General features: G+C 71.4%; 17 protein-coding genes and 1 pseudogene. 13 read left to right on the top strand and 5 right to left on the bottom strand.

Annotated features, from left to right (window positions below):
- Positions 1 to 39 precede the first annotated feature (39 nt).
- The gene (locus RB628_RS23780; protein WP_318322544.1) at positions 40 to 285 is read right to left on the bottom strand and encodes a hypothetical protein; all 246 of its coding nucleotides are present in this window, start codon (positions 283 to 285) and stop codon (positions 40 to 42) included.
- A gap of 166 nt (positions 286 to 451) precedes the next feature.
- Here RB628_RS23780 and RB628_RS23775 point away from each other — a divergent pair, with 166 nt between their 5' ends.
- From RB628_RS23775 to moeZ, 8 genes and pseudogenes are all read left to right on the top strand, one after another.
- On the top strand, positions 452 to 1,480 hold the full coding sequence (locus tag RB628_RS23775; protein ID WP_318322543.1) for an alpha/beta hydrolase: 1,029 nt from the start codon (positions 452 to 454) through the stop codon (positions 1,478 to 1,480).
- Between the two features lie 482 nt (positions 1,481 to 1,962).
- Positions 1,963 to 2,934 (top strand): DUF3152 domain-containing protein, encoded by a 972-nt coding sequence (locus RB628_RS23770; protein WP_318322542.1) that lies wholly within the window; start codon positions 1,963 to 1,965, stop codon positions 2,932 to 2,934.
- A 67-nt stretch (positions 2,935 to 3,001) separates the two neighbouring features.
- A pseudogene (locus RB628_RS23765) lies at positions 3,002 to 3,242 on the top strand (ABC transporter ATP-binding protein); the annotation flags it as partial.
- Positions 3,243 to 3,508: 266 nt separating this feature from the next.
- Positions 3,509 to 5,233, top strand: a complete 1,725-nt coding sequence (locus tag RB628_RS23760; RefSeq protein ID WP_318322552.1) for a DUF3492 domain-containing protein — start codon at positions 3,509 to 3,511, stop codon at positions 5,231 to 5,233.
- Positions 5,230 to 6,564 carry a hypothetical protein gene (locus RB628_RS23755; protein WP_318322541.1) on the top strand — a complete coding sequence of 445 codons (1,335 nt, stop codon included), beginning with the start codon at positions 5,230 to 5,232 and terminating at the stop codon, positions 6,562 to 6,564. The genes RB628_RS23760 and RB628_RS23755 overlap by 4 nt, the downstream gene beginning before the upstream one ends.
- A gap of 141 nt (positions 6,565 to 6,705) precedes the next feature.
- Positions 6,706 to 7,665 (top strand): NAD-dependent epimerase/dehydratase family protein, encoded by a 960-nt coding sequence (locus RB628_RS23750; RefSeq protein WP_318322540.1) that lies wholly within the window; start codon positions 6,706 to 6,708, stop codon positions 7,663 to 7,665.
- On the top strand, positions 7,653 to 8,402 hold the full coding sequence (locus RB628_RS23745) for a spherulation-specific family 4 protein (protein ID WP_318322539.1): 750 nt from the start codon (positions 7,653 to 7,655) through the stop codon (positions 8,400 to 8,402). Before RB628_RS23750 ends, RB628_RS23745 begins: the two co-directional genes overlap by 13 nt.
- Positions 8,403 to 8,465: 63 nt before the next feature.
- Complete coding sequence (gene moeZ, locus RB628_RS23740; RefSeq protein ID WP_318322538.1) at positions 8,466 to 9,644, top strand: adenylyltransferase/sulfurtransferase MoeZ; 1,179 nt, start codon at positions 8,466 to 8,468, stop codon at positions 9,642 to 9,644.
- An 80-nt stretch (positions 9,645 to 9,724) separates the two neighbouring features.
- Here the strand turns inward: moeZ and RB628_RS23735 are convergent, their stop codons facing one another.
- From RB628_RS23735 to RB628_RS23725, 3 genes are all read right to left on the bottom strand, one after another.
- A complete protein-coding gene (locus tag RB628_RS23735) occupies positions 9,725 to 11,269 on the bottom strand; it encodes an alpha/beta hydrolase (RefSeq protein WP_318322537.1) in 1,545 nt (514 codons plus the stop codon).
- Between the two features lie 116 nt (positions 11,270 to 11,385).
- The gene (locus RB628_RS23730; protein ID WP_318322536.1) at positions 11,386 to 12,936 is read right to left on the bottom strand and encodes an alpha/beta hydrolase; all 1,551 of its coding nucleotides are present in this window, start codon (positions 12,934 to 12,936) and stop codon (positions 11,386 to 11,388) included.
- 98 nt (positions 12,937 to 13,034) lie between these two features.
- Positions 13,035 to 15,752 (bottom strand): lysylphosphatidylglycerol synthase transmembrane domain-containing protein, encoded by a 2,718-nt coding sequence (locus RB628_RS23725; protein WP_318322535.1) that lies wholly within the window; start codon positions 15,750 to 15,752, stop codon positions 13,035 to 13,037.
- A 185-nt stretch (positions 15,753 to 15,937) separates the two neighbouring features.
- Here RB628_RS23725 and RB628_RS23720 point away from each other — a divergent pair, with 185 nt between their 5' ends.
- From RB628_RS23720 to nudC, 5 genes are all read left to right on the top strand, one after another.
- Positions 15,938 to 16,303: an MGMT family protein gene (locus tag RB628_RS23720; RefSeq protein WP_318322534.1), complete on the top strand. Its 366-nt coding sequence runs from the start codon at positions 15,938 to 15,940 to the stop codon at positions 16,301 to 16,303.
- A gap of 258 nt (positions 16,304 to 16,561) precedes the next feature.
- Positions 16,562 to 19,918, top strand: coding sequence for an ATP-dependent DNA helicase (locus RB628_RS23715; protein ID WP_318322533.1), 3,357 nt, complete (start codon positions 16,562 to 16,564; stop codon positions 19,916 to 19,918).
- A 134-nt stretch (positions 19,919 to 20,052) separates the two neighbouring features.
- Positions 20,053 to 23,583, top strand: coding sequence for a UvrD-helicase domain-containing protein (locus tag RB628_RS23710; protein ID WP_318322532.1), 3,531 nt, complete (start codon positions 20,053 to 20,055; stop codon positions 23,581 to 23,583).
- A 10-nt stretch (positions 23,584 to 23,593) separates the two neighbouring features.
- Complete coding sequence (locus RB628_RS23705) at positions 23,594 to 24,997, top strand: dipeptidase (protein ID WP_318322531.1); 1,404 nt, start codon at positions 23,594 to 23,596, stop codon at positions 24,995 to 24,997.
- A gap of 166 nt (positions 24,998 to 25,163) precedes the next feature.
- Complete coding sequence (gene nudC, locus RB628_RS23700) at positions 25,164 to 26,111, top strand: NAD(+) diphosphatase (RefSeq protein ID WP_318322530.1); 948 nt, start codon at positions 25,164 to 25,166, stop codon at positions 26,109 to 26,111.
- Between the two features lie 57 nt (positions 26,112 to 26,168).
- On the opposite strand, the gene RB628_RS23695 is transcribed toward nudC, so the two are convergent.
- On the bottom strand, positions 26,169 to 26,426 hold the full coding sequence (locus RB628_RS23695) for a glutaredoxin domain-containing protein (RefSeq protein WP_318322529.1): 258 nt from the start codon (positions 26,424 to 26,426) through the stop codon (positions 26,169 to 26,171).
- Positions 26,427 to 26,515: the final 89 nt, after the last annotated feature.

Genomic DNA, 26,515 nt, shown 5'->3' with positions numbered 1-26,515 from the left:
TCGGGCAGTCGAGTGCTGATACCGAGCGGCGGTGACTGGCTACCGGTAGTCGTCCTCGTCCAGTCTCACGACGCGCGCCTGTTCCGCGAGGTCGGCCTCGCTGGCGCGGTCGGTGTTCTCACCGGTCAACGAGGCGTCGCTCTGCTGCGTGACATCCCTTTGCTGCTCGGCGGCGTCGTCCTCGGGGACCTCGACGGCGAACTCGGGGGCGCTGCGCTCGCCCTCTGAGTCCTCGGAATACTCGATTTCCTCGAAGGTCTCGGGGTCGGTGGGGTCGACGGCCATGCTGGGCTCCCTTCCCGGGGGTGCGGTTCTACTGACGGGTGCCCTGATACGAGCCTAGGAGACACGGGATCGGGACGCCATGCGATCGGTGCGCCATGTGATCGGAATGCCGGCCTGTGATGCCGAACACACGAACCACTGCGTGATCGTCTCGTAACATTGCCGCATGTCTTCGACCGAGCTGCCGTACGTGCCGGCCACCAATGTGCTTCCGAAGGTGGCGCCCGTCAGGGTCGCGGAGGGCGAGCGGCTGCGCTCGGTCAGCCTGCCCGGGATCACCCTGACCGTGCGGTCGCGGCCCCCCGCGCGCGAGGGGCTGCCGCCCGCACTGTACGTCCATGGCCTGGGCGGTTCCTCGCAGAACTGGTCGGCGCTCATGCCGCTGCACGACGAGCTCGTCGACAGCGAGGCGCTGGACCTGCCGGGCTTCGGTGACTCCCCGCCACCGGACGACGGCGACTACTCGGTCACCGGGCACGCGCGTGCCGTCATCCGCTACCTCGACGCCTCCGGGCGCGGTCCCGTGCACCTCTTCGGGAACTCGATGGGCGGCGCGGTGTCTACCCGCGTCGCGGCGGTGCGGCCCGACCTCGTCCGGACGCTCACGCTCGTCTCGCCCGCGCTTCCGGAGGTCCGCGTGCAGCGCACCGCGGTGCCGACCGCGCTGCTCGCCCTGCCCGGTGTGGCCCGCCTGTTCACCCGGATGACCGAGGAGTGGACCGCCGAGCAGCGCGTCCGCGGGGTCATGGCGCTGTGTTACGGGGATCCTGAGCAGGTGACGCCCGAGGGATTCCGCCACGCGGTCGAGGAGATGGAACGACGGCTGCAACTGCCGTACTTCTGGGACGCGATGGCGCGTTCCGCGCGCGGGATCGTGAACGCGTACACGATCGGCGGTCAGCACGGGTTGTGGCGCCAGGCCGAGCGCGTACTCGCGCCGACGCTCCTCGTCTACGGCGGACGCGACCAGCTCGTTTCCTACCGCATGGCCCAGCGGGCGGCGCGCGCCTTCCGTGACTCCCGGCTGCTCTCGCTGCCCGACGCCGGGCATGTGGCGATGATGGAGGACCCGGAGACGTTGGCGTCGGCGTTCCGTGAACTGCTCCAGGGCGCGGATGAGTTGAAGGCGGATGCCGGTACTGTGGCAGCGAGGACAATCGGCAGCCGGGCCGACGCCGCGAACGCGGGGAGCTGAGACGCGAGGTGGGACGTCACAGCCGCCGCGGGCGAACCGGCGGCAGCGCGAGTAAGGGCGACACGGCGAACATTCCTGTGGTTCAGCAGGGACAGCAGCCTCAACAGGGCCAGGTGCAGGGGCAGGTTCAGGGGCGAGACCAGAGCCAGGGGCCACAGCGGCAAGGGGTGCCTCGGTTCGCTGACGGCACGCCGGCACAGGGGATGCCCCGTCTTCCCGACGGTACCCCCGCTCATGGCTTCCCGCGCTTCCCTGACGGCACCCCCGCACACGGGACGCCGCGACTCCCGGACGGAACCCCCGCTCACGGCTTTCCCCGCATTCGGGGAGGCGGGCACCCCGAGCAGCGGGAAACCGGCGGTGGCTGGGGCGAGTTGGGTGCGCGGACCGGCGCAGGGCCGGCCATACCGCGTCAGCGTCCCGCGCCCCCGAACGTTTCCGGACCTCGGCAGTCGTACGTCGATGCCTTCGACGGAGCCGGCATGCCCGGTGCCACGGCCGCGGGCGCCGACCGCTTCGCGCCCCGCGCCCGGACATCGCACCCTGCTGATCCCTACGCGGCCGTCACCGCTTGGGACGCCGGCGCCGGCACGGGCGACGCGTACCCGCCGCCCGCCGAGGTGGCGGTCAAGGGCAAGGGCGGCAAGGGGCGGGCGTTCACCGGGATCGCGGCTGCCGCTGTCACCACCGTGCTGGCGGTCGTCGTCGCCGGGCAGGTCGCCACTGGCCAGGACGACGACGGCGGTGTGCGGACACAGACGAGCGGCTCGGGCCAGGACGCCCCGGGGTCCGGGGACTCCGCCACCACCGACAACCTCCCCGCCGAGTCCGACGCGCCGGCCGCGGTGACGGCACTGACGTACGACCAGAAGATGGCCAGGACGTACCAGCTCGGGGCGACCCTCAAGGGCTCGGGGAAGTTCGACGCGATCCGCGGTTGGGCCAAGGCGCCAGGTGTGGGGCAGAAGTACAAATACCGCGTGGATGTCGAGCAGGGGCTCGGACTCGACGGGGAGCTGTTCGCGCAGGCTGTGCAGAAGACGCTCAACGACGAGCGTAGTTGGGCCCACAGCGGCGGTCGCACGTTCGAGCGGATCTCGTCGGGCCAGCCCGACTTCGTGATCACGCTGGCGAGCCCAGGTACCACCGCCTTCTGGTGCGCCAAGTCGGGGCTCGACACCACCGAGGACAATGTGTCCTGCGACTCGGCCGCCACCGACCGCGTGATGATCAACGCCTATCGGTGGGCGCAGGGGTCCGAGACATACGGCGACAAGATCTACGCGTACCGGCAGATGCTGATCAACCACGAGATCGGCCATCGCCTGGGCTACGGGCACGTCACCTGTGACAAGGACGGCGACCTCGCCCCGGTCATGCAGCAGCAGACCAAGTTCCTCGACCATGACGGGATTCGCTGCCGGGTCAACCCCTGGCCGTATCCGGGGAGTTGACGGGCGGAGTGGCCGGGGGCAGGCGTCGGAGGCCGAGTTGCGGCGGCTGCGCGGGGCGAAGGCGCTGATGGTCTTCCAGGACCCGCTTTCCGCCCGCGGCCCCCGCCGCAGCGCGGGTGAGGCCGGTCGCCGAGCCGCTGCGGGCGCTTGACGGGCAGCGCGAAGGGCGCGTTCGGGGCGTGTGCGAACCGCGCGTCATCGTCCGCGACGAGCCGGTCTCGGCGCTCGATGCCACGACCCAGGCCCAGGTGGTGGCCCTGCTCTGGGAGTTGCGGTGTGAACTCGGACTCGCGCTGGTGTTCGTCTCTCGGCCCGGACATCGCGGCCCGGCGCCGCGCTTCCCGACAGGAGCCGGCCCCGGCGTGACCGCACGCGCGTTCGTGGCCATGCGCGCGTGAATGATCTCTTAGCGCGACAGAACGCGATCCGCGCGGGAAAGTTACGACCGTTCACCCCTTTTGGTGGTGTGACGGACAACCGTCCGTCGCACCACCGTCATGTCCGCATACGTTCGTCCCGCTGCGAGCCGCCGGGTCAACGGCGGCTCCCCATACGGGAGATCGGGGGTGTGCTCGTGCGCATCGGACTGCTGACGGAGGGTGGCTATCCGTATGTGAGCGGTGACGCCAGACTCTGGTGCGACCGGCTCGTGCGCGGGCTCGGCGGGCACGAGTTCGACATCTACGCGCTCAGCCGCAGTGAGCGGCAGGAGGACGAGGGCTGGATCGAGCTGCCGCCGCAGGTCAGCCGGGTCCGGACCGCTCCGCTGTGGACGGCCGAGGACGACGGAGTGGTGTACGGCCGCCGCGCCCGCCGCCGGTTCGCCGAGGCCTACGGAGAGTTGGCGACGGCGCTGTGCGCCGGGTCCGATGCGGGAAACGCGTCGGAGGGATCGGGCGCGCCCACCGCTGAGGCGGACCGTTTCGGCAGCGCTCTCTACGGGCTCGCCGACCTCGCCCGCGACGAGGGCGGGCTGGTGGGAGCGCTCCGCTCCGAAGCCGCCGTAGGCGCTCTGGAGCGCGCCTGTCGTGCGCCCAGCGCTCAGGGAGCAGCGCGCGAGGCGCGCGTCCCGGACCTGCTCACCGTCGCCGCGCACCTCGAACGCGCCCTGCGCCCCCTCTCGCTCGACTGGTACGAGGACGACGGACTCGGCTCGGTCGACCTCTGCCATGCCGCGGCCGGCGGCCCGGCGGCGCTCCCCGGACTCCTCGCCCACCACTTCTCCGGCGTACCCCTGCTCGTCACCGAGTACGGAGTCCCGCTGAGAGCGCACTACCTGGCCTCGGGCGCCGACGGCAGCGCCCCTGCCGTACGGTCCCTGCTCGCGGCCTTCCACGGCAGGCTGGCCTCGGAGGTCTACCGGCGGGCCGTGCTGGTCACCCCCGGCAACACGCACACCCGCCGCTGGCAGGAGAGGTGCGGGGCCGACCGGGAGAAGCTGCGCACGGTGTACCCCGGTATGGACGCGTCCCACTTCGCGGAGATCGGTGAGTCGCCGGAGACCGCGGACCCCGACACGCTGATCTGGGTCGGCCGCATCGAGCCCGCCAAGGACCTGGTCTCCCTCCTGCACGCCTTCGCGGAGATCCGCAAGGAGGAGCCGAAGACCCGCCTGCGCATCATCGGCGCGGCCGCGGGAGCCGAGAGCGAGGCCTATCTCGGGCACTGCCGGGCGCTGGCCGCGCAGCTCTTCCCCGACGAGGCCGAGGGCGTTCACGCCGTCGGCGACAACCCGGTGTCGTTCGAGGAGATCGGCGGCCCGGAGGCCCCGACGCTCGCGGAGGCTTACGCGGCGGGCGCGGTCGTCGTCCTGTCGAGTGTGGTCGAGGGCTTCCCGATCAGCCTGGTCGAGGCCATGTTCTGCGCCCGGGCGACCGTGTCGACCGATGTGGGCGCGGTGGTCGAGATCATCGGCGGTACGGGCCTTGTGGTGCCCCCGCGCAACCCGCGGGCGCTCGCTGAGGCGTGCGTGGCGCTGTTGCAGGACCCGGCGCGCCGGGAGCGCCTGGGCTCCGCCGCCCGCGCCCGTGCCCTCGAACTGTTCACCGTCGAGCAGAACATCGCGGCATTTCACGGCATTTATCTGGAGGTCGTCTCGCGCTGCCCCGTCCGCCGGGTGGTCCTCGACGACACCGGCGAACCGCTTCCGTTCGCCGTCCCGGCGGAGGCCCATGTCCCCGGCCGCTGGACGCAGGCCGGCATACGCGTGGTGGCCCGGGGCGGGCCCAGCTGGGCGACAGGACGCGCTTCCGCACCGGTACAGGCGACCCCCGTACCGGCCGGGGAGGGCGCGCGATGAGCGAGCTGGGAGAACTGGACCGCCCGGGGACACCGAACAGCCCCGGTGCCTGGGACGGGTACTCGGAGGAGTGGCTCATGAGCGCCGCGGAAACGGACGTGCGAGACACGCAGACGCAGACGCAGGCACAGGCACAGGCGGGGACGGGGACGGGGACGGCAGAGGAGCCGAGTGCGGCCCCCGGGGACAGCGCCGGGCAAAGGCCTTCCCCTTCCACCCGTGCGGTGCGCCGAGGGACCGGAGACCCCGTGAAGGCGCTCATGCACAGACACCGTGAGCTGTGCGAGCGGGCGGTCGACCCCCTGGAGATCGCGGCCGGCCTGGAGGCCCACGGCGTCACGGACCGAACGGCCGCCCGCTTCCGCCACCGGGACGTGTTCTCGCTGGCCGAGGAGATGTACGCCCGGGTCTCCCGGGACTCGGAAACGCCCCTACGGCCCATGCCGCCGGCCGCGTCCGGCGTGCGGGCCGGCTGGGCCCTGCTCTCCCTGCTGCCGGGCGCCCTGTGCGCGGCGACGGTGACGGGCCTGCACCACACCGAGGGCCGGGTCCAGCTGGCCGTGGCGACGTTGGGCGCCCTGGCCGTGGCGCTGGCCGTACGCGCGGCACTCGGCCGGGGGCCACTGAGCCCCAGGTCCCAGCCGGCGCCTCCCGGCACGTACGCGAGTCACACCCCGGCCTCCACGCGCGCGTGGACCTACTGGCTCCTCGCCTACGCGCTCCTGGGCGACGGCCTGCTCACCGCCGCACTGACGGGCGGACCCGACAATTTCCCCACCGCCCTCCGGGAACTGTCCACCGCTCCTGTGCTGGCCCTGACCCTGGCCTGTGCGCCGGCGGCCTGGTGCGCCCACCTCTTCGCGACGCGAGCCCGCCGCAAACTGGCCGCCAGCCGTGGCCTGGCGGACTTCACCGCAGCCGTGAAACCCCTCCTCCTGGGCGCTTTCGCCCTGTTTCTCTGCACGTTGGCGGCGCTCGTGGCCCTCTCCGGATCGGTCCTGCACGAACCGGCGGCCTACTCCACCACCGTCACTTTGGGCGCCCTGCTCCTCCTGGCCCGCCTCCTCACGGCACACGGCTTCACCCACGCCCCGGCGCTGGTCCTCGGCGCGGCAGCCGCGACGGAGGCTGCGGCTCTGGCCACCGCGTTCGCCTCCCACCTCCCCGGTTGTGCCTTCCTGGCCACTCCGGCGGACGCGGTCGTGGCCGGCTGGGGTGCGGCAGGCATCCCGGCCATGACCTGCGGAGGGGCCGCCCTGGTCCTCCTGCTCCACGCGACCCGCACGCTCACCAGAGCGTCGGCGCACGCGAGGCCGGGTGAACCCGGATGACGTCCCGGACCACGACTGCGGCAGGCGACCGATTCCGCGACGCCCGGCCCCCCATCACGAACGCACCCGCAACCCCCGAAGGAGCAAGCCGATGATCACCTCCCGACCCGGAGCCGGAGATTCCGCCGAGGGAGCCGTCCGATGAGGGTTCTGCTGATCGGAGCCAACGGCTATCTCGGCCGCTTCGTCGCCGACCGACTGCTCGCCGACCCGGCCGTGCAGCTCACCGCCCTCGGTCGCGGCGACGACGCCGACGTCCGTTTCGACCTCGCGTCCGGCAGCCCCGGCGCACTCACCCGCTTCCTCGACGCCGTCCACCCCGGAGTCGTCGTCAACTGTGCGGGCGCCACCCGCGGCGGTGCCCGCGAACTCACCCGCCACAACACGGTCGCCGTGGCCACCGTCTGCGAGGCCCTGCGGCGCAGCGGATGCGGCGCCCGTCTGGTCCAGCTCGGCTGCGGCGCCGAGTACGGCCCCAGCCAGCCGGGTTCCTCCACGGCCGAGGACGCCGTCCCCCGGCCCGGCGGCCCGTACGGCGTCAGCAAGCTCGCCGCGACCGAACTGGTCCTCGGCTCCGGCCTCGACGCCGTCGTCCTGCGCGTCTTCTCGCCGGCCGGCCCGGGTACGCCCGCAGGTTCCCCACTCGGCCGACTCGCCGAGGCGATGCGCCGCGCGATGCAGTCCGGCGACGGCGAACTCAAGCTCGGCGGCCTGGGCGCGCAGCGCGACTTCATCGACGTACGGGACGTGGCGCGGGCTGTCCACGCCGCCTCGCTCTCGGCCGCGCAGGGCGTCATCAACATCGGCTCCGGCCGCGCTGTGCGCCTGCGCGACGCCGCCTCTGTCCTCGCCCGCGTGGCCGGATACGGTGGCGCACTGCACGAACTCGACGGCCCGCCCGGCCCTCTGAGGGCGTCCATCGGTCACCCCCGCACCGATCCGGACCACGCGGCCCCTGTCGCGTACCCGTATCCGGACGGCTGCGGCAGCTGGCAGCAGGCCGACGTCCGCACCGCACGCGACCGGCTCGGCTGGCGGCCCCGGATCAACCTGGAGGAGTCCCTCGCCGACATCTGGATGGAGGCGGCATGCCGTATCTGACCAGCGCCAAGGCGGGCACCGCGAGCACCGGCGTCCGCACCGGCTTCGGTATTCCGGGCTTCGCGCACCCCCTCCTCGCCCCGGCCGAGTGGGGCGAACTCGCCCGTCCGGGCATGCCCCTGCACTGGGTCGTCCTCAATGTCTCCAACGGCCCGGGCAGCCGCCCCGATCCGCACTGCCTGGAGGCCGTCGGCCGTCTGCGCAACGCGGGCGTCCGCGTCCTCGGCCACCTCGACACGGCCCACGGCGCCCGCACGCACGGTGAGCTGACCGTCGAAGCGCAGCGGTACCGCGACTGGTACAAGGCCGACGGCTTCCTCCTGGACCGCTGCCCGGCCGATCGCACCGCGCTCCCGCAGATCCGCCGCACGGTCGGCACGCTCCGCGAAGCCGACGACGACACCCACATCGTCCTGGGCCACGGCACCCATCCGCATCCGGACTATGCCGAGCACGCCGACCAGCTCGTCACGTTCTCCGGCACCTGGAGTGACTACCGCTGGTCGCAGGTGGCCGAGTGGACCGCCGACCATCCACCCGAACGCTTCTGCCACTTCGTGCACGGGCTGGCGCTCGGTCATCTCGACGAGGCGCTGCGCGTCGCACGCTGGCAGGGCGCCGCCACGATCTACTTCACCGACCGCACGGACCGCGGTGGCCGCACCGACCCTTGGGAGGCCATGCCCGGCTACTGGGACGACATCGTCTCGCGCCTCGGAACGGGTGTCTCGGAATGAAGAAGGGCGTGGCAGTGTTACGGGGAGAACAACTGTAGTGATTGACCGACCAACGGAGTCCCCGTGTCGCTGCCACCCCTGGTCGAGCCCGCTGCCGAGCTCACCGTAGACGAGGTCCGCAGGTACTCCCGCCACCTGATCATCCCCGATGTCGGGATGGACGGGCAGAAGCGGCTGAAGAACGCCAAGGTGCTCTGTGTGGGCGCCGGCGGCCTGGGCTCGCCGGCGCTGATGTACCTGGCCGCGGCGGGCGTGGGCACGCTCGGCATCGTGGAGTTCGACGAGGTCGACGAGTCGAACCTGCAGCGCCAGATCATCCACAGCCAGGCGGACATCGGCCGCTCCAAGGCCGCGTCTGCCCGTGATTCGGTGCTGGGCATCAACCCGTACGTCAACGTGGTTCTTCACGAAGAGCGGCTCGAAGCCGAGAACGTGATGGAGATCTTCAGCCAGTACGACCTGATCGTTGACGGCACGGACAACTTCGCGACCCGCTACCTGGTCAACGACGCGTGCGTGCTGCTGAACAAGCCGTACGTGTGGGGCTCGATCTACCGCTTCGACGGACAGGCCTCCGTCTTCTGGTCCGAGCACGGCCCCTGCTACCGCTGCTTGTACCCGGAGCCCCCGCCGCCGGGCATGGTTCCCTCCTGCGCCGAGGGTGGCGTCCTCGGCGTGCTGTGCGCGTCCATCGGCTCCATCCAGGTCAACGAGGCCATCAAGCTTCTCGCGGGTATCGGTGAGCCTCTCGTCGGCCGTCTGATGATCTACGACGCCCTGGAGATGCAGTACCGCCAGGTCAAGGTCCGCAAGGACCCGAACTGCGCGGTCTGCGGCGAGAACCCGACCGTCACCGAGCTCATCGACTACGAGGCCTTCTGTGGTGTCGTGTCCGAGGAGGCACAGGAGGCGGCGGCCGGCTCGACGATCACTCCCAAGCAGCTCAAGGAGTGGATCGACGACGGTGAGAGCATCGAGATCATCGACGTCCGTGAGATCAACGAGTACGAGATCGTCTCGATCCCCGGCGCCAAGCTGATCCCGAAGAACGAGTTCCTCATGGGCACCGCCCTGGCGACCCTCCCGCAGGACAAGAAGATCGTCCTGCACTGCAAGACGGGTGTCCGCAGTGCGGAAGTCCTCGCGGTCCTGAAGTCCGCCGGTTTCGCGGACGCGGTCCACGTGGGCGGCGGTGTGATCGGCTGGGTCAACCAGATCGAGCCGCACAAGCCGGTCTACTGACCCGCGGTTCCCCACCCAGTTCGTCCTGTTCGGCCGGCGGGGGTCTCGCGCACCACAGGTGCCCGGGGCCCCCGCCGCCGTCATGAACAGACCTTGCCGTCCCGCGGCACCGTCCCGTCCAGCAGATACGCGTTCACCGTGGAGTCGACACAGTCGCTGCCACTGCCGTACGCCCCGTGCCCCTCGCCCTTCCATGTCAGCATCACGCCGACGCCCCTGCCCAGCTCGTCCACCATCTTGCGCGTGCCCTCGTACGGCGTCGCCGGGTCCCCGGTGTTGCCGACCACCAGGACGGGCGCCGCGCCGGGCGCGCCGACCTCCGGGGTGTCGTACTGACCGGCCACCGGCCAGTCGTGGCACCAGCCGGCCGTGTCCCAGCCCATGAACTCCCCGAACACGGGCGAGATCTTCCGGAATTCGGGCAGCAGCTTCCTGGCCTGTGCCGCGGTCGGCCGCTGCTTGTCGTCCAAACACGATATGACCCGTTGCGCATGTGTCGTCGTGCCGTAGTGGCCCGACGCGTCGCGGTCGTTGTAGCCGTCCGAGAGCGCCAGCAGGTCCGATCCGTCGCCCTGCTCGGCCGCGTCCAGGGCGCTGGTCAGCGCCGGCCAGCTGTGCTTGCTGTACAGCGGCACGAAGACGCCCGTGACCGCCAGGCCCTGGGTCAGCTTTCGCCCGGAAGAAGTGGGAAGCGGCTCGGCGTCGATCCGCTGCAGCAGGGCCGCGATCTTCTGCGATCCCTGGTCCGGGTCCTGGCCCGTCGACTTCAGGTAGTCGTCGAGTGCCCGCTGGAAGCCCCGGGCCTGGTTCTTGGCGTGTCCCACCACGTCGGCGCTCGGGTCGACGACGGCGTCGAGGATCAGCCGCCCCACGTTCTTCGGGAACAAGTGGGCGTAGACGCCGCCGAGTTCGGTGCCGTACGAAATACCGAAGTAGTGCGTCTTCGTGTCACCGAGGACCTGTCGCATCAGGTCCATGTCGCGGGCCGAGTCGGTCGTCGAGACATGCGAGAGGAGTTTTCCGGCGGACTTCTCGCAGCCTTTCCCGAAGTCGGCCGAGTCCTGGAAGTACGCCTTCTCCTCGGCCGCGTTGTCCGGCGACGGGTCCACCGACTCGGCGGCCTGGATCTCCTTGTCGCTGCGGCAGCGCACGCCCTCGCTGGCCCCTACCCCGCGCGGGTCCCAGCTCACCAGGTCGTAGCGCTCGCGGAGTGCGGAGACCGTGCCGGCGTACGAGGGCATCACGGACACGCCCGACTGGCCCGGCCCGCCGAAGTTGAACAGGAGGGACCCGATGCGGCTGCCTCCGGTGGCCTTGGCGCGGATGAGCGCCAGGCCGATGGTCTCGCCGTCCGGCTTCGCGTAGTCCAGCGGAACCCTGAGCGTCGCGCACTGCCAGTCGCTGCCCGGCGTAGGGGAGTCCGAGGTGCCTTCGCAACGGCCCCAGTCGAGCTTCTGCGAGGTCAGCGAGGCAGGCAGCCCGGGGGAGGCCCGGGACGAGGTCGTGGCCGAGGATGTGGCGTTGCCGGACGCCTTGCCGTCCCCGCTGTCGGACGTGCCGCTGCTACAGCCGGCCACCAGCAACGCGGCGGCGGTCGCGGCCGTCCACCGTACGGAACGAGACATGTGCACTTCCCCCCTGCTAGCCGTCCGCTCGGGCCGGCGGATGGCGGTCCGGCCATAGTAGGCGGATCACGCCGAAGCCGTATCCGCCTGTGGATAACGTTCTGACCTGCACTTTCCTAGGAGCATACGGTCCCTGCCGCGGGTACCTTCCCGTTCAGCAGATAACCGTTCACCGCCGTCAGCACACAACGGTTCCCGCTGCGGTACGCGCCGTGCCCCTGCCCCTTGTACGTCAGCTCCACGCCCACGCCCTCACCCAGCGCCCCCACCATTTTGCGCGCGCCCTCGTACGGCGTCGCCGGGTCGCCGGTGTTGCCGATGACGAGGATCGGCGCCGATCCGGTCGCGCTGACGTCGGGGTGGTCGGCGGCGCCCGGCACGGCCCAGTCGGTGCAGCTGAGCATGGACCAGGCCATGAAGTCGCCGAAGAAGGGCGAGGCGGCGCGGAACTCGGGCAGCCTCGCCTCGACATCGGCGACGGTGTAGCGCGCCTTCTGGTCGGAGCAGTTGATGGAGATGTTCGCCGCGGTGAGGTTGCTGTACTCGCCGTTGCGGTTGCGTCCGTTCATCGAGTCGGACAGCAGCATCAGGACGGTGCCGTCACCGTCGTAGGCCTGTTCAAGGCCGTCGGTGAGGTAGGGCCAGAAGCTCTGGGAGTACAGCGCCTGCGCGATGCCGTTGGCCGCCGCGCCCTGGGTCAGCTCGCGCGGGAAGATGCCCGGGATCGGCTTGGCGTCGAGCTTCTGGAGGAGCTTGGTGATCCGGTCCTTGACGTCCTGTGCGGTGTCGCCGACCGGGCAGTCCTCGGTCTTCGACGTGCAGTCCTCGGCGAAGTTGTCGAGCGCGAGCTGGAAGCCCTTGGCCTGTCCGAGTGATCCCTCCACAGGGGTCTGGGTCGGGTCGACGACCGCGTCGAAGACCGCACGGCCCACCTTCTTGGGGAACAGATGCGCGTAGACGCCGCCGAGTTCGGTGCCGTACGAGATGCCGAAGTAGTGCAGCTCGTCGTCGCCGAGGACCTGTCGCATCAGATCCATGTCGCGGGCCGCGTCGGTGGTGCGCACATGGGGGAGCACCTGTTTGGAGTGCTTTTCGCAGGCCGCGTTGAACTTCCGCGTGGTGTCCAGCAGTTCGGAGCGTTCGGCGGCATCGTCGGGCGTCGCGTCCTGCTGGAAGTAGGCGTCGAGCTCGTCGTCGTCCGCGCATTGCACACCAGCGCTTCGGCCGACCCCCCGCGGGTCGAAGCTGACCAGGTCGTAGCGCGTGCGCAGAGTCGCGTAGTCCGTGCCGAACGAGGGGAGCGCGGCGACTCCCGAGCCGCCGGGCCCGCCGAAGTTGAAGATCAGGGACCCGATGCGTCTGCTCGCGGCGCCGCTCGCCTTCGCCCGGATCAGCGCGATGCCGATCGTGTCGCCCTTCGGCTCGGCCCAGTTCAGCGGTGTCTTCATGGTGGCGCACTGCCAGGTGTCGCCGCCCGGGAGCGGGGACGGGGCCTCGCCACCGCCCTCGGACTCGGACGGCGCGGGACAGTCCTTCCAGCGCAGCTTCTGGGCTGACAGCTCCCTCTCCGGGGAGCCGGAATCGTCGCTGCACCCCGCCACCAGGGACGACAGCAGGAGGGAAGCGACCGTCAGTGCGGCGGCACGCGGCCGGAACGGGTTGGGCATGATCCCATCCTGCGGTCGCACCCGGCGGGGCGCTCGGGGCGCGAGCCGTACGAGGTACCGCGCACGCCCCCAGAACCACCGGCGCGAGGCCGCACTCGCTAGAGGGAGCCCTTCCGCGTCAGGTGGTTGAAGAACAGCCACCCCGGCAGCACCGGAATCCACAGGGTCAGCAGCCGGTAGAGCAGCACGGCCGGGGCTGCGACCTCCTTGGGGAGGCCGACGGCGATCAGGCCGACCGTCAGGGTCGCCTCGACCGCGCCCACCCCACCGGGGGTCGGTGCCGCGGAACCCAGCGCGTTGCCGGCGAGGAAGACGACGGCGACGCTGGCGAGGCTGAGCGAGGTCGTCTCGTCGCCGAACGCGCGGATCGACGCGTCCAGACACATCACGAAGCACGCGGTCAGCAGCAGCATGCCGCCGATGCCGGTGACCAGCTTCTGGGGCCGCTGGAGGACGTCCAGCATGCGCGGTACGACACCGGCGAACAGCGACCTCACGCGCGTGACGACGAACTTCCGCAGGAACGGCACCGAGGTCACCACGAGAACGAGCACCGCGACGGTCAGCAGACCCGCGATGACCGTCCGGGACGGCGACAGCGACGGCGTCTTCTCGGTGCCCGTCATGTAGCCGAACGACAGCAGCATCAAAATATGGCAGCCCAGCCCGAACAACTGGGACGCGCCGACACTGGCCACCGCGAGTCCCGGCCGCACGCCGGCGCGCTGCAGGAAACGCGTGTTGAGGGCCACACCGCCCACCGCCGCGGGCGCCACGATCTTCACGAACGACCCGGCGACCTGCGCGGCCACGGTCCGCATGAACGGCACCCGCTCCGGTACGAAACCGAGCAGGCTCATCGCCGCGGCGAAGTAACTCAGGGCCGAGAACAGCACGGCCGCGATGACCCAGCCCCACTCGGCGTCGTCGAACAGGGTGCTGAACTCGATGTGGGTGAGCTGGGAGAGCAGGAAGTACGCGCCGAACGCGCCCGCGATGAAGCTGATCAGGGTGCGCGGTCTCACCCGTTCCAGCCGGGCCGGTTCGACTGGTGCCTGCGGTCTGATCAGCAGCACCTGGTGGCGGATCTGGGCGAGCAGATCCTCCTCGCGGGCCCCCTCCAGAGCCTCGTCCATGGCCCGCTTCTCGGCCCGTTGCTCCGCCCGCACGGCCTTCTTGCCGGACTTTTCCAGCACGATCGGCCCGGTGTCGGCGTGGGCTGCCTCCAGCCGCGTCTGCTTGGCCTGCTGGGACGCCTCCAGGACCGCCTCGCGCTGACGCTGGGCGCGCTCTCGGGCGAGTTTGCGCAGCGTCGCGCGCGTGGAGCGCGAGAGCGCGATGGGCTGGAGCATCGGCAGACAGTCCGCCACCGAGTCCGGGCCGAGCACCCCGACCGCGGACGCCACCGCGCGTTCGGCGCCCACGCGCAGGCCCAGCGTCGACACCAGCTGGGCGATGTCCATGCGCAACAGCAGGTCCCCGGCCGCGATCTCGCCGACCCGGAGGTCCGTGAGGATCACCTTGCCGGAACGATCCACCAGAATGGCGTCGCCGACGAGCCTGCGATGGGCGATGCGCCGCGACTGCAGTGCCTTCACCTGGTGCCAGGTGTTGCGCAGCAGCTCGTCGGTGATGTCCTCGTCCTCCAGCGAGTCGAGCGTGCGGCCCCCGGTGTGTTCGTAGACGAGCATCACGGCGTCGGGGCCGAGCTCCGAGGTCGCGATCAGCTTGGGTGCGTTGGCCCCGGCGGCGATCGCCGCGTACGCGAGGAGAGCCTCCTGCTCCAGTGCCTGGCGCAGCGACTGGAGGCTGCTGCGGGTGGCCAGGCCGCGCAGCGTGATGTTGCGCCACATGCGGTAGAAGAAGCCCTGCGCCTGCTGCTCGCGGTCGACCACGGTGACGTCCAGCGGTGGGCCGTTCTCCAGGGTGACGAAGTAGCGTCGGCCGCGGTCAACGCTGTCCGTCGCCTCCGGCACCTCCTCACGGGCCGCACTCACGGGGCGGAAGCCGACATGCCGCAGACCCGCCATCAGATTGCGCCCGGTCGGACGCACGTTCGGTGAGCCGACCGCGTACAGCGTCCCGTACGCCACCGACCAGCCGATCAGCACCGTCAGGATGATCGAGAACGGTGTCGTGTAGCCGGTGACCAGCATCGAGAATGCGTCGAGCAGCAGCACCACCCACAGCACGGCGCGCCAGCGCGGCCGACGGGACATGCCGACGGCCGTCATGTACGCGATGACCGGTGCGAGATAGCCGTGCACCGGGTCCGTGAGGGCATGGATGTCGCCGGGGGAGGGCTGGGTCAGCGCCTCCTGGATGGAGTCCGGTGCGGCCTTGGCGACCCACAGGTCGGTGGCGAGGGTCACCCCGTGCGCGAGGACCGCCGCGAGGACACCGTCGGCGATCCGCAGTCCGTCCCGCTTGATCAGCCGCTCGATGGCGAAGGCGACCGGCACGAGGAGGATCGCGATGCTCGACGCCAGACCCGCGATCTTGATCAGCAGGTCGGGTGCCTGGCCCGTGCCCTTGTTGATGTCCTGTTCGAGCCCCGAGGTGGTGCCGTGCGCGAACGCGGCGATCGTGAGCAGTACGACGATCGCGATGACGCCCGCCAGAAGCCGCATGAGATCGGCGGGGCGGTGCACGCGCGCGGGGAGCAGCGGTTCGTCGCCCTCGACCTCCTCGGCATGGTCGGCCGCCGGCCCGGCCGGTGACTTCTCGCGCATGGGGCCGGTGGTGTCGTCGTCGGGGCGCGATGAAACCCCAGAGGTGCCCTCCGCGTCTTCGGGGTGCACGCCCTGCTGCTTCATGGTCTCTTCTTGGTCTCGTATCACCGGTCACCGCTTGCACGATGGTGGCATGTCCCACTGACACACAGGGGCATCAGGGTGCAGTGCGGGGGCGCACAGTCTGCCCCAAGCGCCGCTCCGGGGCGAGGAGTACCCACGGTCGCCGCCTCGTCACATTGTCGGTGGGGTGGGGCAGGATGGGCCGGATGAGCGACGAGAGCCTTCCGGTGGACGCCCTGCCGGATTACGCCGAGCGGGCCCTGGAGGCTGCGGAAATGATCCCGCCCGGGCGTGTCATGACGTACGGCGATGTGGCCGAGTGGCTGGAAGAGGGCGGACCGCGCCAGGTCGGACGCGTGATGGCCCTTTATGGAGGGGCCGTTCCGTGGTGGCGGGTCGTCCGCGCGGACGGTGTCCTGCTCCCGGGCCACGAACTGGAGGCTCTCGGCCACTACCGCGCGGAGGGCACACCCCTGAAGGAGGTGAGCAGGGCCGCCGAGGGACACCTGCCGCGGCTCGACATGAGACGCGCGCGGTGGGACGGCGGCGAGCGGGCGGAGGGTCACACCTGACAGCTTCCGCCATCGGGCGGGCATCAGGGGAACCTGTGGCCCGTACGGGGTAAACCGGGCACGTCCGTGCCATGGCGTACGTTCGTGGGGCGAGGGGCCCGGGTGGCGCCCAGGACGGATGGGACCAAGCGAAAGCCCTGCTTCCCGGCCGCCCGTCGGCGTAGCGTCGGCCGCACCTGTCCCCTTCACCTCCCGGCTGCCGTCCACCCACGCATGACGGCCGGTAAACCAGCACACCCACCAGGACCGGCGAACCACGTGAGCTCCTCTTTCTCCACCAGGCGCCTGTCGCACCCCCAGGGGCGACAGGGGAACCGTGGCGCTTACCGACTGGTGCGTACCCCGCTCACGCGGCCGGATCCCCCTCGTCTGGACGCCGCACAGTGCGCGGTGGTTGACCACGCCCGCGGACCACTGCTCGTCCTCGCAGGTCCGGGAACGGGAAAGACCACGACACTCGTCGAGGCGGTCGCGGCCCGGATCGCCCGGGGCGGGGACCCCGAGCGGATCCTCGTGCTGACGTTCAGCCGCAAGGCAGCCGTTGAACTGCGCGACCGGATGGCACTGCGCATCGGAGCCGCCCGAGCTCCCCGCGCGACCACCTTCCACTCCTTCTGTTACGCCCTGGTCCGTGCCCACCAGGACAGCGAGCTGTTCGTGGAACCCCTCCGGCTGCTCTCCGGCCCCGAGCAGGACGTGGCCGTACGCGGACTGCTCGCCGGCCAGCCCGACCTGGAGCGCCTCGGCCTCGCCCATGTGCGCTGGCCGGACGAACTGCGTGCCTGCCTCACCACCCGCGGCTTCGCCGACGAGGTGCGCGCGGTCCTCGCCCGCAGCCGCGAACTGGGCCTCGGCCCGGACGCCCTGGACGCCTTCGCCCGGCGCATCGGCCGTCCCGACTGGCGCGCCGCAGCCGCCTTCCTCGCCGAGTACCTCGACGTTCTCGACATGCAAGGCGTGCTCGACTACGCGGAGCTCGTACACCGCGCGGTACTCCTCGCGAGCCGCCCCGACACCGCCGGGCAGCTCGCCGCCCGCTACGACGCCGTCTACGTGGACGAGTACCAGGACACCGACCCGGCCCAGGTGCGACTGCTGCAATCGCTCGCCGGAGGCGGCCGGACACTCGTCGCCCTCGGCGACCCCGACCAGTCGATCTACGCGTTCCGCGGCGCGGACGTCAACGGCATCCTGGACTTCCCGGATGCCTTCCCGCGCGCGGGCGGCCGCCCCGCCCCGGTCGAGGTCCTCAGGACGTCCCGACGCTCCGCCGCCACCCCGCTGACCGCCACCCGCCTCCTCACCCGGCGCATGCCCCTGCCCCGCCTCCCGGCCGAGAAGGTCCGCGCCCACCGCGAACTCGCTCCGGTCCGCGAGGGAGGCAGCGTCGAGGTCTACACGCATCCGACATCCGGTACGGAGCTGGACAACATCGCCGACATCCTCCGCCGCGCACATTTGGAGGACGGTGTCCCCTGGGGCGAGATGGCCGTCCTGGTGCGCGCCGGCGGCCGTACGATCCCGTCAGTCCGGCGCGCTCTCACGGCCGCCGGCGTCCCCCTGGACATCGACGGCGACGACCTGCCCCTGCGCCACGAACTGGCGGTGGCACCGCTGCTGACAGCGCTCAGGACGGTGGCAACGGCGGAGGCGTCCGGCGCGGGTGAGGAGACGGGCGCCGAAGGAGGAGGGGACGGTGAGGGCGAAGATGCCGCCACCGGCTGGCTCGGCACCGAAATTGCCCTGACCCTCCTGACCTCCCCCCTCGCCGGCATGGACGCCGCCGATCTGCGCCGCCTCGGCCGCGCCCTGCGCGAGGAGGAACGGGCCGCAGGCAACTCCGTACCGCCGCCCTCTGACCAACTCCTGGCCCGAGCCCTGGCCGAACCGGAACGTCTCGTCGTCCATGACCCGGCGTACGCGCGGGGCGCCCAGCGTCTCGGCGCTCTGCTCGGGAAGGCGCGTGAGCGCCTCGCGGGCGGCGGAACGGCCGAGGAGGCCCTCTGGGACCTGTGGATCGGCACACCCTGGCCGGGACGGCTGGAGCGGGCCGCACGGCGCGGCGGCGCGGCCGGACGCAACGCCGACCGCGATCTCGACGCCGTCTGCGCACTGTTCGCGACCTCCGCGCGCGCTGAGGAGCGCACCGGCGGCCGGGGCGCCCTCAACTTCCTGGAGGAGATCGACGCCGAGGACATCGCGGCGGACACGCTCACCCGCCGTGCCGCTCGCCCCGACGCCGTGCGCCTGATGACCGCCCACCGCTCCAAGGGCCTTCAGTGGCGCCTCGTGGTCGTCGCCGGTGTCCAGGAGGGTCTGTGGCCCGACCTGCGCCGTCGCGGCTCGCTGCTGGAGGCCGACCGCATCGGCCGCGACGGCCTCGCCGAGCCGCTCACCCCGGGAGCACTGCTCGCCGAGGAACGGCGGTTGTTCTACGTGGCCGCCACGCGCGCGCGTGAACGTCTGGTCGTCACCGCGGTGAAGGCTCCCGCCGACGACGGTGACCAGCCCTCCCGCTTCGTCACCGAGCTCGGCGTCGAACCCAAGGACGTGACGGGCCGCCCGCGCCGCCCCCTCTCCGTCGCCGCACTCGTCGCCGAACTGCGCGCCACCACGGTCGACCCGCGCGTCTCCGACCCCCTCAGAGAGGCCGCCGCCCGCCGCCTGGCCCGACTCGCCGCGCTCACCGACGAGGAGGGCCGCCCACTTGTGCCGTCCGCCCACCCCTACCGCTGGTGGGGCATGTACGAGCCGACCGAGAGCAAGGTCCCGCTGCGCGACCGCGACCAGCCCGTCGTGCTCTCCGGCAGTGCCCTCGACCAACTCGCCAACACCTGCGCCCTGCAGTGGTTCCTGGGCCGCGAGGTGAAGGCCGACGCCCCCGCGACCGCAGCCCAGGGTTTCGGCAACGTGGTGCACGTCCTCGCCGACGAGGTCGCCTCCGGACACACCCCCGCCGACCTCACCGTCCTTATGGAACGCCTCGACTCCGTCTGGAACGCGCTCGCCTTCGACGCGCCCTGGAAGTCGACACAGGAGAAGGAACACGCGCGCGTGGCGCTCGAACGTTTCCTGACGTGGCACGTCGACTCCAGTCGCACCGGCCGTACCCCCGTGGCCAGCGAGCACGACTTCGACGTCACCCTTGGGGCGGGCGACTACGAAGTGCGCATCCGCGGTTCCATGGACCGCGTGGAGGCCGACGGAGAGGGCCGCGCCTACGTGGTCGACTTCAAGACCGGCAAACAGGCGCCCACCGCTGCCGAGGTGGCCCGTCACCCCCAGCTCGCCGTCTACCAGCTCGCCGTCCGCGAAGGTGCCGTCGACGACGCCTTCGACGGCGTGCGACCGGAACCGGGCGGCGCCGAACTGGTCCAACTGCGCCAGGGCGCCGCCAAACGGGACGGTGGCGAGACGCTGCCCAAGGTGCAGGCCCAGGCTCCGCCGGCGGGAGGGGCGGGGGCGGAGGGGGAGTGGATCGGCGACCTGCTGGCCACCGCCGCCGGCAAGGTGCTCGACGAACGGTTCACCCCGACCGCCGGCCAGCACTGCGCGCACTGCTCTTTCCGGGCATCGTGCAGCGCCCGCCCGGAAGGCCGGCACGTCGTCGAGTGACACCGGCCCGGCACTCACCAGGGTGACGCCCGAACAGGAGTGATGTACGGCACCACCCGTGCCGACCTGCACTTCCGCCGAACCGACGGCGAATCGGGCACCCACTGTCAGTGACCGCCGCTAGCCTCTCTGACGTGCCAGCCAGTATCAGCGACCCCGAGCAGCTCAAGGAGCTCCTCGGCATCCCGTTCACCCCGGAGCAGATGGCCTGCGTCATCGCGCCGCCCGCCCCACAGGTGATCGTGGCCGGAGCCGGGTCGGGCAAGACGACGGTGATGGCGGCACGCGTGGTGTGGCTCGTCGGCACCGGCCAGGTCGCCCCCGAACAGGTACTCGGCCTCACCTTCACCAACAAGGCCGCTGGTGAACTCGCCGAACGTGTCCGCAAGGCGCTCGTCAGGGCCGGCGTCACCGACCCGGACGTCATCGACCCCGACAACCCGCCCGGCGAACCTGTCATCTCGACCTACCACGCCTTCGCAGGCCGCCTCCTGACCGACCACGGCCTGCGTATCGGCCTCGAACCCACCGCCCGCCTCCTCGCCGACGCCACCCGCTACCAGCTCGCGGCGCGCGTACTGCGCGAAGCGCCCGGCCCGTACCCGGCTCTCACCCGCTCCTTCCCGGACCTCGTCAGTGACCTTCTGACCCTCGACGCCGAACTCGCCGAACACCTCGTCCGCCCGGAGGAACTGCGCGCGTACGACGCCGAACTGCTGCGCTCCCTGGAGGGCGCCAAACTCACCAACGCGGACCTGCGCAAGGTCCCCGAGACGGCCGGCGCCCGCCGCGAACTCGCCGAACTGGTGACCCGCTACCGGGCCGCCAAGCGCGAGCGCGACCTTCTCGACTTCGGCGACCAGATCGCCCTCTCCGCGACGCTCGCCCGCATCCCCGAAGTGGGCCGCGTCCTGCGAGAGGAGTTCCGCGTGGTGCTCCTCGACGAGTACCAGGACACCTCGGTGGCCCAACGCGTCCTCCTGGCAGGTCTGTTCGGCGGCGGCACCGGCCACCCGGTGACCGCGGTCGGCGACCCCTGCCAGGCGATCTACGGATGGCGCGGCGCCTCCGTCGCCAACCTCGACGACTTCCCCGAGCACTTCGCCCACGCCGACGGCGGCTCGGCGGCCCGGCAGTCGCTCAGTGAGAACCGCCGCAGCGGAGGCCGCCTCCTCGACCTCGCCAACGGCCTCGCCGAGCCCCTGCGCGCCATGCACGCGGGCGTGGAGGCGCTCCGCCCCGCACCCGGCGCCGAGCGCGACGGCCAGGTGCGCTGCGCGCTCCTGCGCACCCACGCCGAGGAGATCGACTGGCTCGCCGACTCCATCGCCCACCTCGTACGCACCGGCAAGGCGCCCGGCGAGATCGCCGTCCTGTGCCGCACCGCCACCGACTTCGCCGAGATCCAGGGCGCGCTCGTCGCGCGAAACATCCCCGTCGAGGTCGTCGGGCTGTCCGGGCTGCTGCATCTGCCCGAGGTCGCCGACCTGGTGTCCGTCTGCGAGGTCCTCCAGGACCCCGGAGCCAACGCCTCCCTGGTCCGGCTGCTGACCGGCCCGCGCTGGCGCATCGGCCCGCGCGACCTCGCTCTCCTGGGCCGCAGGGCCCGCCTCCTCGTGTCCCACGCGCGCGTGGGGGACGCCGACGACCTGGACCGCCGGCTCGCCGAGGCCGTCGAGGGGGTCGACCCCTCCGAGGTGATATCGCTCGCGGACGCCCTCGACACCTTCCTGGAGACATCCCTGAGGGGCGAGGGAGACGACGACGGGCTGCCCTTCTCGCCGGACGCCCGCGTGCGCTTCGCCCGGCTCGCCGCCGAACTGCGCGACCTGCGCCGCTCACTCGCCGACCCGCTGATGGACGTACTGCACAGGGTGCTCGCCGTCACCGGCCTGGAAGTGGAGCTGTCGGCGTCCCCGCACGCCCTGGCTGCCCGTCGCCGCGAGACCCTGTCCAACTTCCTGGACATCGCCGCCTCGTTCGCCGCCAACGAGAGCGAGGCCAGTCTGCTGGCCTTCCTCGGCTTTCTGCGCACGGCGGCACAGTACGAGAAGGGCCTCGACAACGCCCTGCCCGGCGGTGAGAACACCGTCAAGGTGCTCACCGCCCACAAGTCCAAGGGCCTGGAATGGGACGTCGTGGCCGTCCCCGGCCTGGTCACCGGTACCTTCCCCAGTGCCCAGGGCCGCGAGAAGTGGACCTCCCAGGCCAAGGTCCTGCCGCACGCACTGCGCGGCGACACCGACACGCTGCCCGACATCGAGGCCTGGGACTCCCGGGGCATGAAGACCTTCCACGAGGCGATGAAGGACCACCAGCACACCGAGGAACTCCGCCTCGGCTACGTCACCTTCACCCGACCCCGCTCCCTTCTGCTCGGCTCCGGGCACTGGTGGGGTCCCTCGCAGAAGAAGCCCCGCGGCCCGTCCGACTTCCTGCTCGCGCTCCACGGCCACTGCACGGCCGGTCACGGCGAGATCGAGGCGTGGGCGGACGAACCGGCGGAGGACGAGGAAAATCCCGCCCTGCACGCGACGTCCGCCGACCAGTTGTGGCCCCTGCCCCTGGACGACGCCGCGTTCGGCCGCCGCCGCGCCGCCGCCGAGACGGTCCTCGCCCACCTGGAGAACCTCGCCTCCCACGAGGACGGCCACCCCGCGGCCGCGCACGACCCGGACGCGTACGACGATCCGGACTGGCCCCCGCCGCCGGACGACGAGGTTCCGTACGAGGAAGACGAACCGCTCGACGACGGCCCTCTCGACGAAGACGCCCTGCCCGCAGAGGACGACACCGACTGGGACGCCTGGAGCACGGCCCGGCCCGAACCACCCGCCCAGACGCAGCCCCGCGCGCGCGTGCCCCACACCGCACACGACCACGACCGCCCGCCCAGGGTGCCCCACGCCCGCAGACACCCCGCCGAAGCGGATCTCACCCCCGAGGAGGCCCGCGCCATCGCCTCCTGGGACCGCGACCTCGACGCGCTCACCGGCGAACTGCTGCGCGCGCGGGAGAGCGTCACCGACGTACCCCTGCCAGCGTCGCTGACCGCGTCCCAGCTGATGCTCCTCGCCGCCGACCCGGACGCCCTCGCGCAGGAGCTGGCCCGTCCCATGCCACGTCCCCCGCAGCCCGCCGCCCGCCGGGGCACCCGTTTTCACGCCTGGGTCGAGGCCCGCTTCGAGGAACTGCAGCTCCCTATGCTGGAGCCCGATGAACTGCCCGGCAGCGATGCCGAGATCGCCGACGAGCGCGACCTCGAAAGCCTCAAGGACGCCTTCGAACTCACCGAGTACGCCCACCGCACGCCCTACCGGGTCGAGACCCCCTTCCAGCTCGCCATCGCCGGACGCGTCGTACGGGGCCGGATCGACGCCGTCTACAAGGAAGGCGACGGCGAGGAGACGACGTACGAGATCGTCGACTGGAAGACCCACCGCACCCCCACCGCCGACTCGCTCCAGCTCGCCGTCTACCGCCTGGCCTGGGCCGAGCAGCAGGGGGTGCCTTTGGAAGCCGTCGGAGCCGCTTTCCTCTACGTGCGCAGTGGCGAGATCGTGCGGCCGGACGATCTCCCGGACCGGGCCGCGCTGGAGCGGCTGCTCCTGGACGAGCCGGCCGCGTTCGAAGTACCGGACGAGGATGTCAGTTCGGGCCGATAGGCTCTTGACCATGAGCCCGACCCCGGACAGCGCCGTCCGTACGTACATCGAGCAGCACCGTGCCGCCTTCCTCGACGACCTCGCCGAGTGGCTGCGCATCCCGTCGGTGTCGGCCCAGCCCGACCACGCCGCCGATGTACGCCGCAGCGCAGACTGGCTCGCCGCCAAACTCAGGGAAACAGGCTTCCCGACCGTCGAGGTCTGGGCGACACCGGGCGCCCCGGCGGTCTTCGCCGAGTGGCCCGCCGACGACTCCGCCGCCCCCACGGTCCTCGTCTACGGCCACCACGACGTGCAGCCCGCTGCCCGCGAGGACGGCTGGGACAGTGACCCCTTCGAACCGGTCGTCCGGGGAAACCGTCTCCACGCGCGCGGGGCCGCTGACGACAAGGGCCAGGTGTTCTTCCACACACTCGGCGTCCGCGCCCACCTCGCGACGACCGGCCGCACCGCACCCGCCGTCCATCTGAAGATGCTCGTCGAGGGCGAGGAGGAGTCGGGCTCCGTCCACTTCCGTTCCCTCGTCGAGGAACACGCCGGCCGGCTCGCCGCCGACGCTGTGATCGTCTCGGACACCGGCATGTGGGCCGAGGACACCCCCACGGTGTGCACCGGCATGCGCGGTCTCGCTGAGTGCGAGATCCAGCTCCACGGACCCGACCAGGACATCCACTCCGGCTCCTTCGGCGGCGCCGTGCCCAACCCGGCCACCGCCGTCGCCCGCCTCGTCGCGGCACTGCACGACGAGCACGCGCGCGTGACGATCCCCGGCTTCTACGACGGCGTCACCGAGCTCACCGACCGCGAGCGCGAACTCCTCGCCGAACTCCCCTTCGACGAGGAGCAGTGGCTGCGCACCGCCAAGTCGTACGCCACCCACGGCGAAGCCGGGCACACCACCCTGGAGCGTGTCTGGACGCGCCCCACCGCCGAGGTCAACGGCATCGGCGGCGGCTACCAGGGCCGCGGCAGCAAGACCATCGTCCCGGCCTCGGCCATGGTGAAGCTCTCCTTCCGGCTGGTCGCCGGCCAGGACCCCGCCCACATCGAGAAAATCGTCCGCGACTGGACCACGGCCCGCGTTCCCGCCGGAATCCGCTGCGAGATCACGTTCGCGGCGGCCACACGCCCGTGCCTGACCCCACTGGACCACCCAGCCCTGCAGTCCGTCGTACGCGCCATGGGCCGCGCCTTCGGCAAACCGGTCCGCTACACGCGCGAGGGCGGCAGCGGCCCGGCCGCCGACCTCCAGGACGTCCTCGGTGCTCCCGTGCTCTTCCTGGGGATCTCCGTCCCCTCCGACGGCTGGCACGCCCCCAACGAGAAGGTCGAGATCGACCTGCTCCTCAAAGGCGTCGAGACCACCGCCTACCTCTGGGGCGACCTGGCGGGGACTTGGCGTGATGAATCCTGACGACCCAGTGCGGTCCGGACCCGCAGACCCCCCGGGGCACACTGGACGCACCGCCCCGCACCTGCGCGAACCTGCCCGAAAGCCGTCGGCTCCCACGCGTCCCCACCCACATCCCGCTGAACCGCCCACCGAAATATCCGTTGCACCGGGGGAGTTGGAAACACCTGTGACCACCTGGACCGACCACACCGCCGACCGCCCCGTCTCGCTCACTGCCCCGAGCGGCATCGACCGGGCCGCGCACCACCGGCTCGACGAGGCCTGGCTCGCCGCGGCGTGGAGCCACCCCACAACCCGCTGCTTCGTGGTCTCCGGTGGTCAGGTCCTCATCGACGAGACGCCCGAAGGGCGTACCGAGCTCGTCATGACCCCTTCCTTCGAAGCCCCCCTCACCGAAGCCCACCGCTACTTCCTGGGCAGGGACGACGAAGGCACCAGCTACTTCGCCCTCCAGAAGGACGCACTGCCCGGCCGCATGGACCAGTCCGCGCGCGCCGCCGGCCTGCGCGAGGCCGGCCTGCTCCTCCCGCCCCGCGACGCGGGCCTCATGGTGCACGCCGTTGCTCTGGAAAACTGGCAGCGCCTGCATCGCTTCTGCTCCCGCTGCGGGGAGCGCACCGTCATCGCCGCAGCCGGCCACATCCGCCGCTGCCCGGCCTGCGGCGCCGAGCACTACCCGCGCACCGACCCGGCCGTGATCATGGCCGTCACCGACGAGGAGGACCGCATCCTCCTCGGCCGCCAGGTCCACTGGCCCGAGGGCCGCTTCTCGACGCTCGCCGGGTTCGTCGAGCCCGGCGAGTCCATCGAGCAGTCGGTGCGCCGAGAGGTGTTCGAGGAGGCGGGCATCCTCGTGGACCAGGTCGAGTACGTCGCCAGCCAGCCCTGGCCGTTCCCGTCCAGTCTCATGCTGGGCTTCATGGCCCGGGCCACCTCGACCGACATCGAGGTCGACGGGGACGAGATCCACGAGGCCCGCTGGTTCTCCCGCGAGGACCTGCGCGCAGGCTTCGAATCCGGCGAGGTCCTCCCGCCGTACGGCATCTCGATCGCGGCCCGTCTGATCGAACTCTGGTACGGCAAGCCGCTGCCGAAGCCGGGCAGCGCGCTCTGACACAAGAGAGGACCCCCGCACGGCCGCCGGGCCGCTCGGGGGTCGGGTACGCGCGGGTCAGGCGCCGAGGGCCTGCTTCACCTGCGCGAGGCTCGGGTTCGTCATCACGACCTCGGGGCCGTCGTTGGAGGGAATCACCAGCACCGTCGGAACCGTCTGGTTGCCGCCGTTCGCCTTCTCCACGAACGCTGCGGAGTCTGGGTCATGCTCGATGTTGATCTCGTTGTACGCGATGCCCTCGCGGTCCATCTGGCTCTTCAGCCGACGGCAGTAGCCGCACCACGTGGTGCTGTACATCGTCACAGTGCCCAGCATGTCTCTCGTGCTCCTCAGCAGTTCGGGGACGGGTGCTCGCTGTGGTGGAACGCACGCGACCCGGCCTCCATTCCCGCGGGGGTATCCGA

The sequence above is a fragment of the Streptomyces sp. ADMS genome (genome assembly GCF_033441795.1).
Lineage (GTDB): Bacteria > Actinomycetota > Actinomycetes > Streptomycetales > Streptomycetaceae > Streptomyces.
Note: the sequence above shows the minus strand (reverse complement) of the source record. Positions and strands in the feature narration are given on the sequence as shown.

What these genes read in the sequence shown, in the direction of transcription:
- RB628_RS23780 (WP_318322544.1), bottom strand. Translation starts at nt 285, where the DNA reads ATGGCCGTCGACCCCACCGACCCCGAGACCTTCGAGGAAATCGAGTAT.
- RB628_RS23775 (WP_318322543.1), top strand. Translation starts at nt 452, where the DNA reads ATGTCTTCGACCGAGCTGCCGTACGTGCCGGCCACCAATGTGCTTCCG.
- RB628_RS23770 (WP_318322542.1), top strand. Translation starts at nt 1,963, where the DNA reads ATGCCCGGTGCCACGGCCGCGGGCGCCGACCGCTTCGCGCCCCGCGCC.
- RB628_RS23755 (WP_318322541.1), top strand. Translation starts at nt 5,230, where the DNA reads ATGAGCGAGCTGGGAGAACTGGACCGCCCGGGGACACCGAACAGCCCC.
- RB628_RS23750 (WP_318322540.1), top strand. Translation starts at nt 6,706, where the DNA reads ATGAGGGTTCTGCTGATCGGAGCCAACGGCTATCTCGGCCGCTTCGTC.
- RB628_RS23745 (WP_318322539.1), top strand. Translation starts at nt 7,653, where the DNA reads ATGCCGTATCTGACCAGCGCCAAGGCGGGCACCGCGAGCACCGGCGTC.
- RB628_RS23735 (WP_318322537.1), bottom strand. Translation starts at nt 11,269, where the DNA reads ATGTCTCGTTCCGTACGGTGGACGGCCGCGACCGCCGCCGCGTTGCTG.
- RB628_RS23730 (WP_318322536.1), bottom strand. Translation starts at nt 12,936, where the DNA reads ATGCCCAACCCGTTCCGGCCGCGTGCCGCCGCACTGACGGTCGCTTCC.
- RB628_RS23725 (WP_318322535.1), bottom strand. Translation starts at nt 15,752, where the DNA reads ATGAAGCAGCAGGGCGTGCACCCCGAAGACGCGGAGGGCACCTCTGGG.
- RB628_RS23720 (WP_318322534.1), top strand. Translation starts at nt 15,938, where the DNA reads ATGAGCGACGAGAGCCTTCCGGTGGACGCCCTGCCGGATTACGCCGAG.
- RB628_RS23705 (WP_318322531.1), top strand. Translation starts at nt 23,594, where the DNA reads ATGAGCCCGACCCCGGACAGCGCCGTCCGTACGTACATCGAGCAGCAC.
- RB628_RS23695 (WP_318322529.1), bottom strand. Translation starts at nt 26,426, where the DNA reads ATGCTGGGCACTGTGACGATGTACAGCACCACGTGGTGCGGCTACTGC.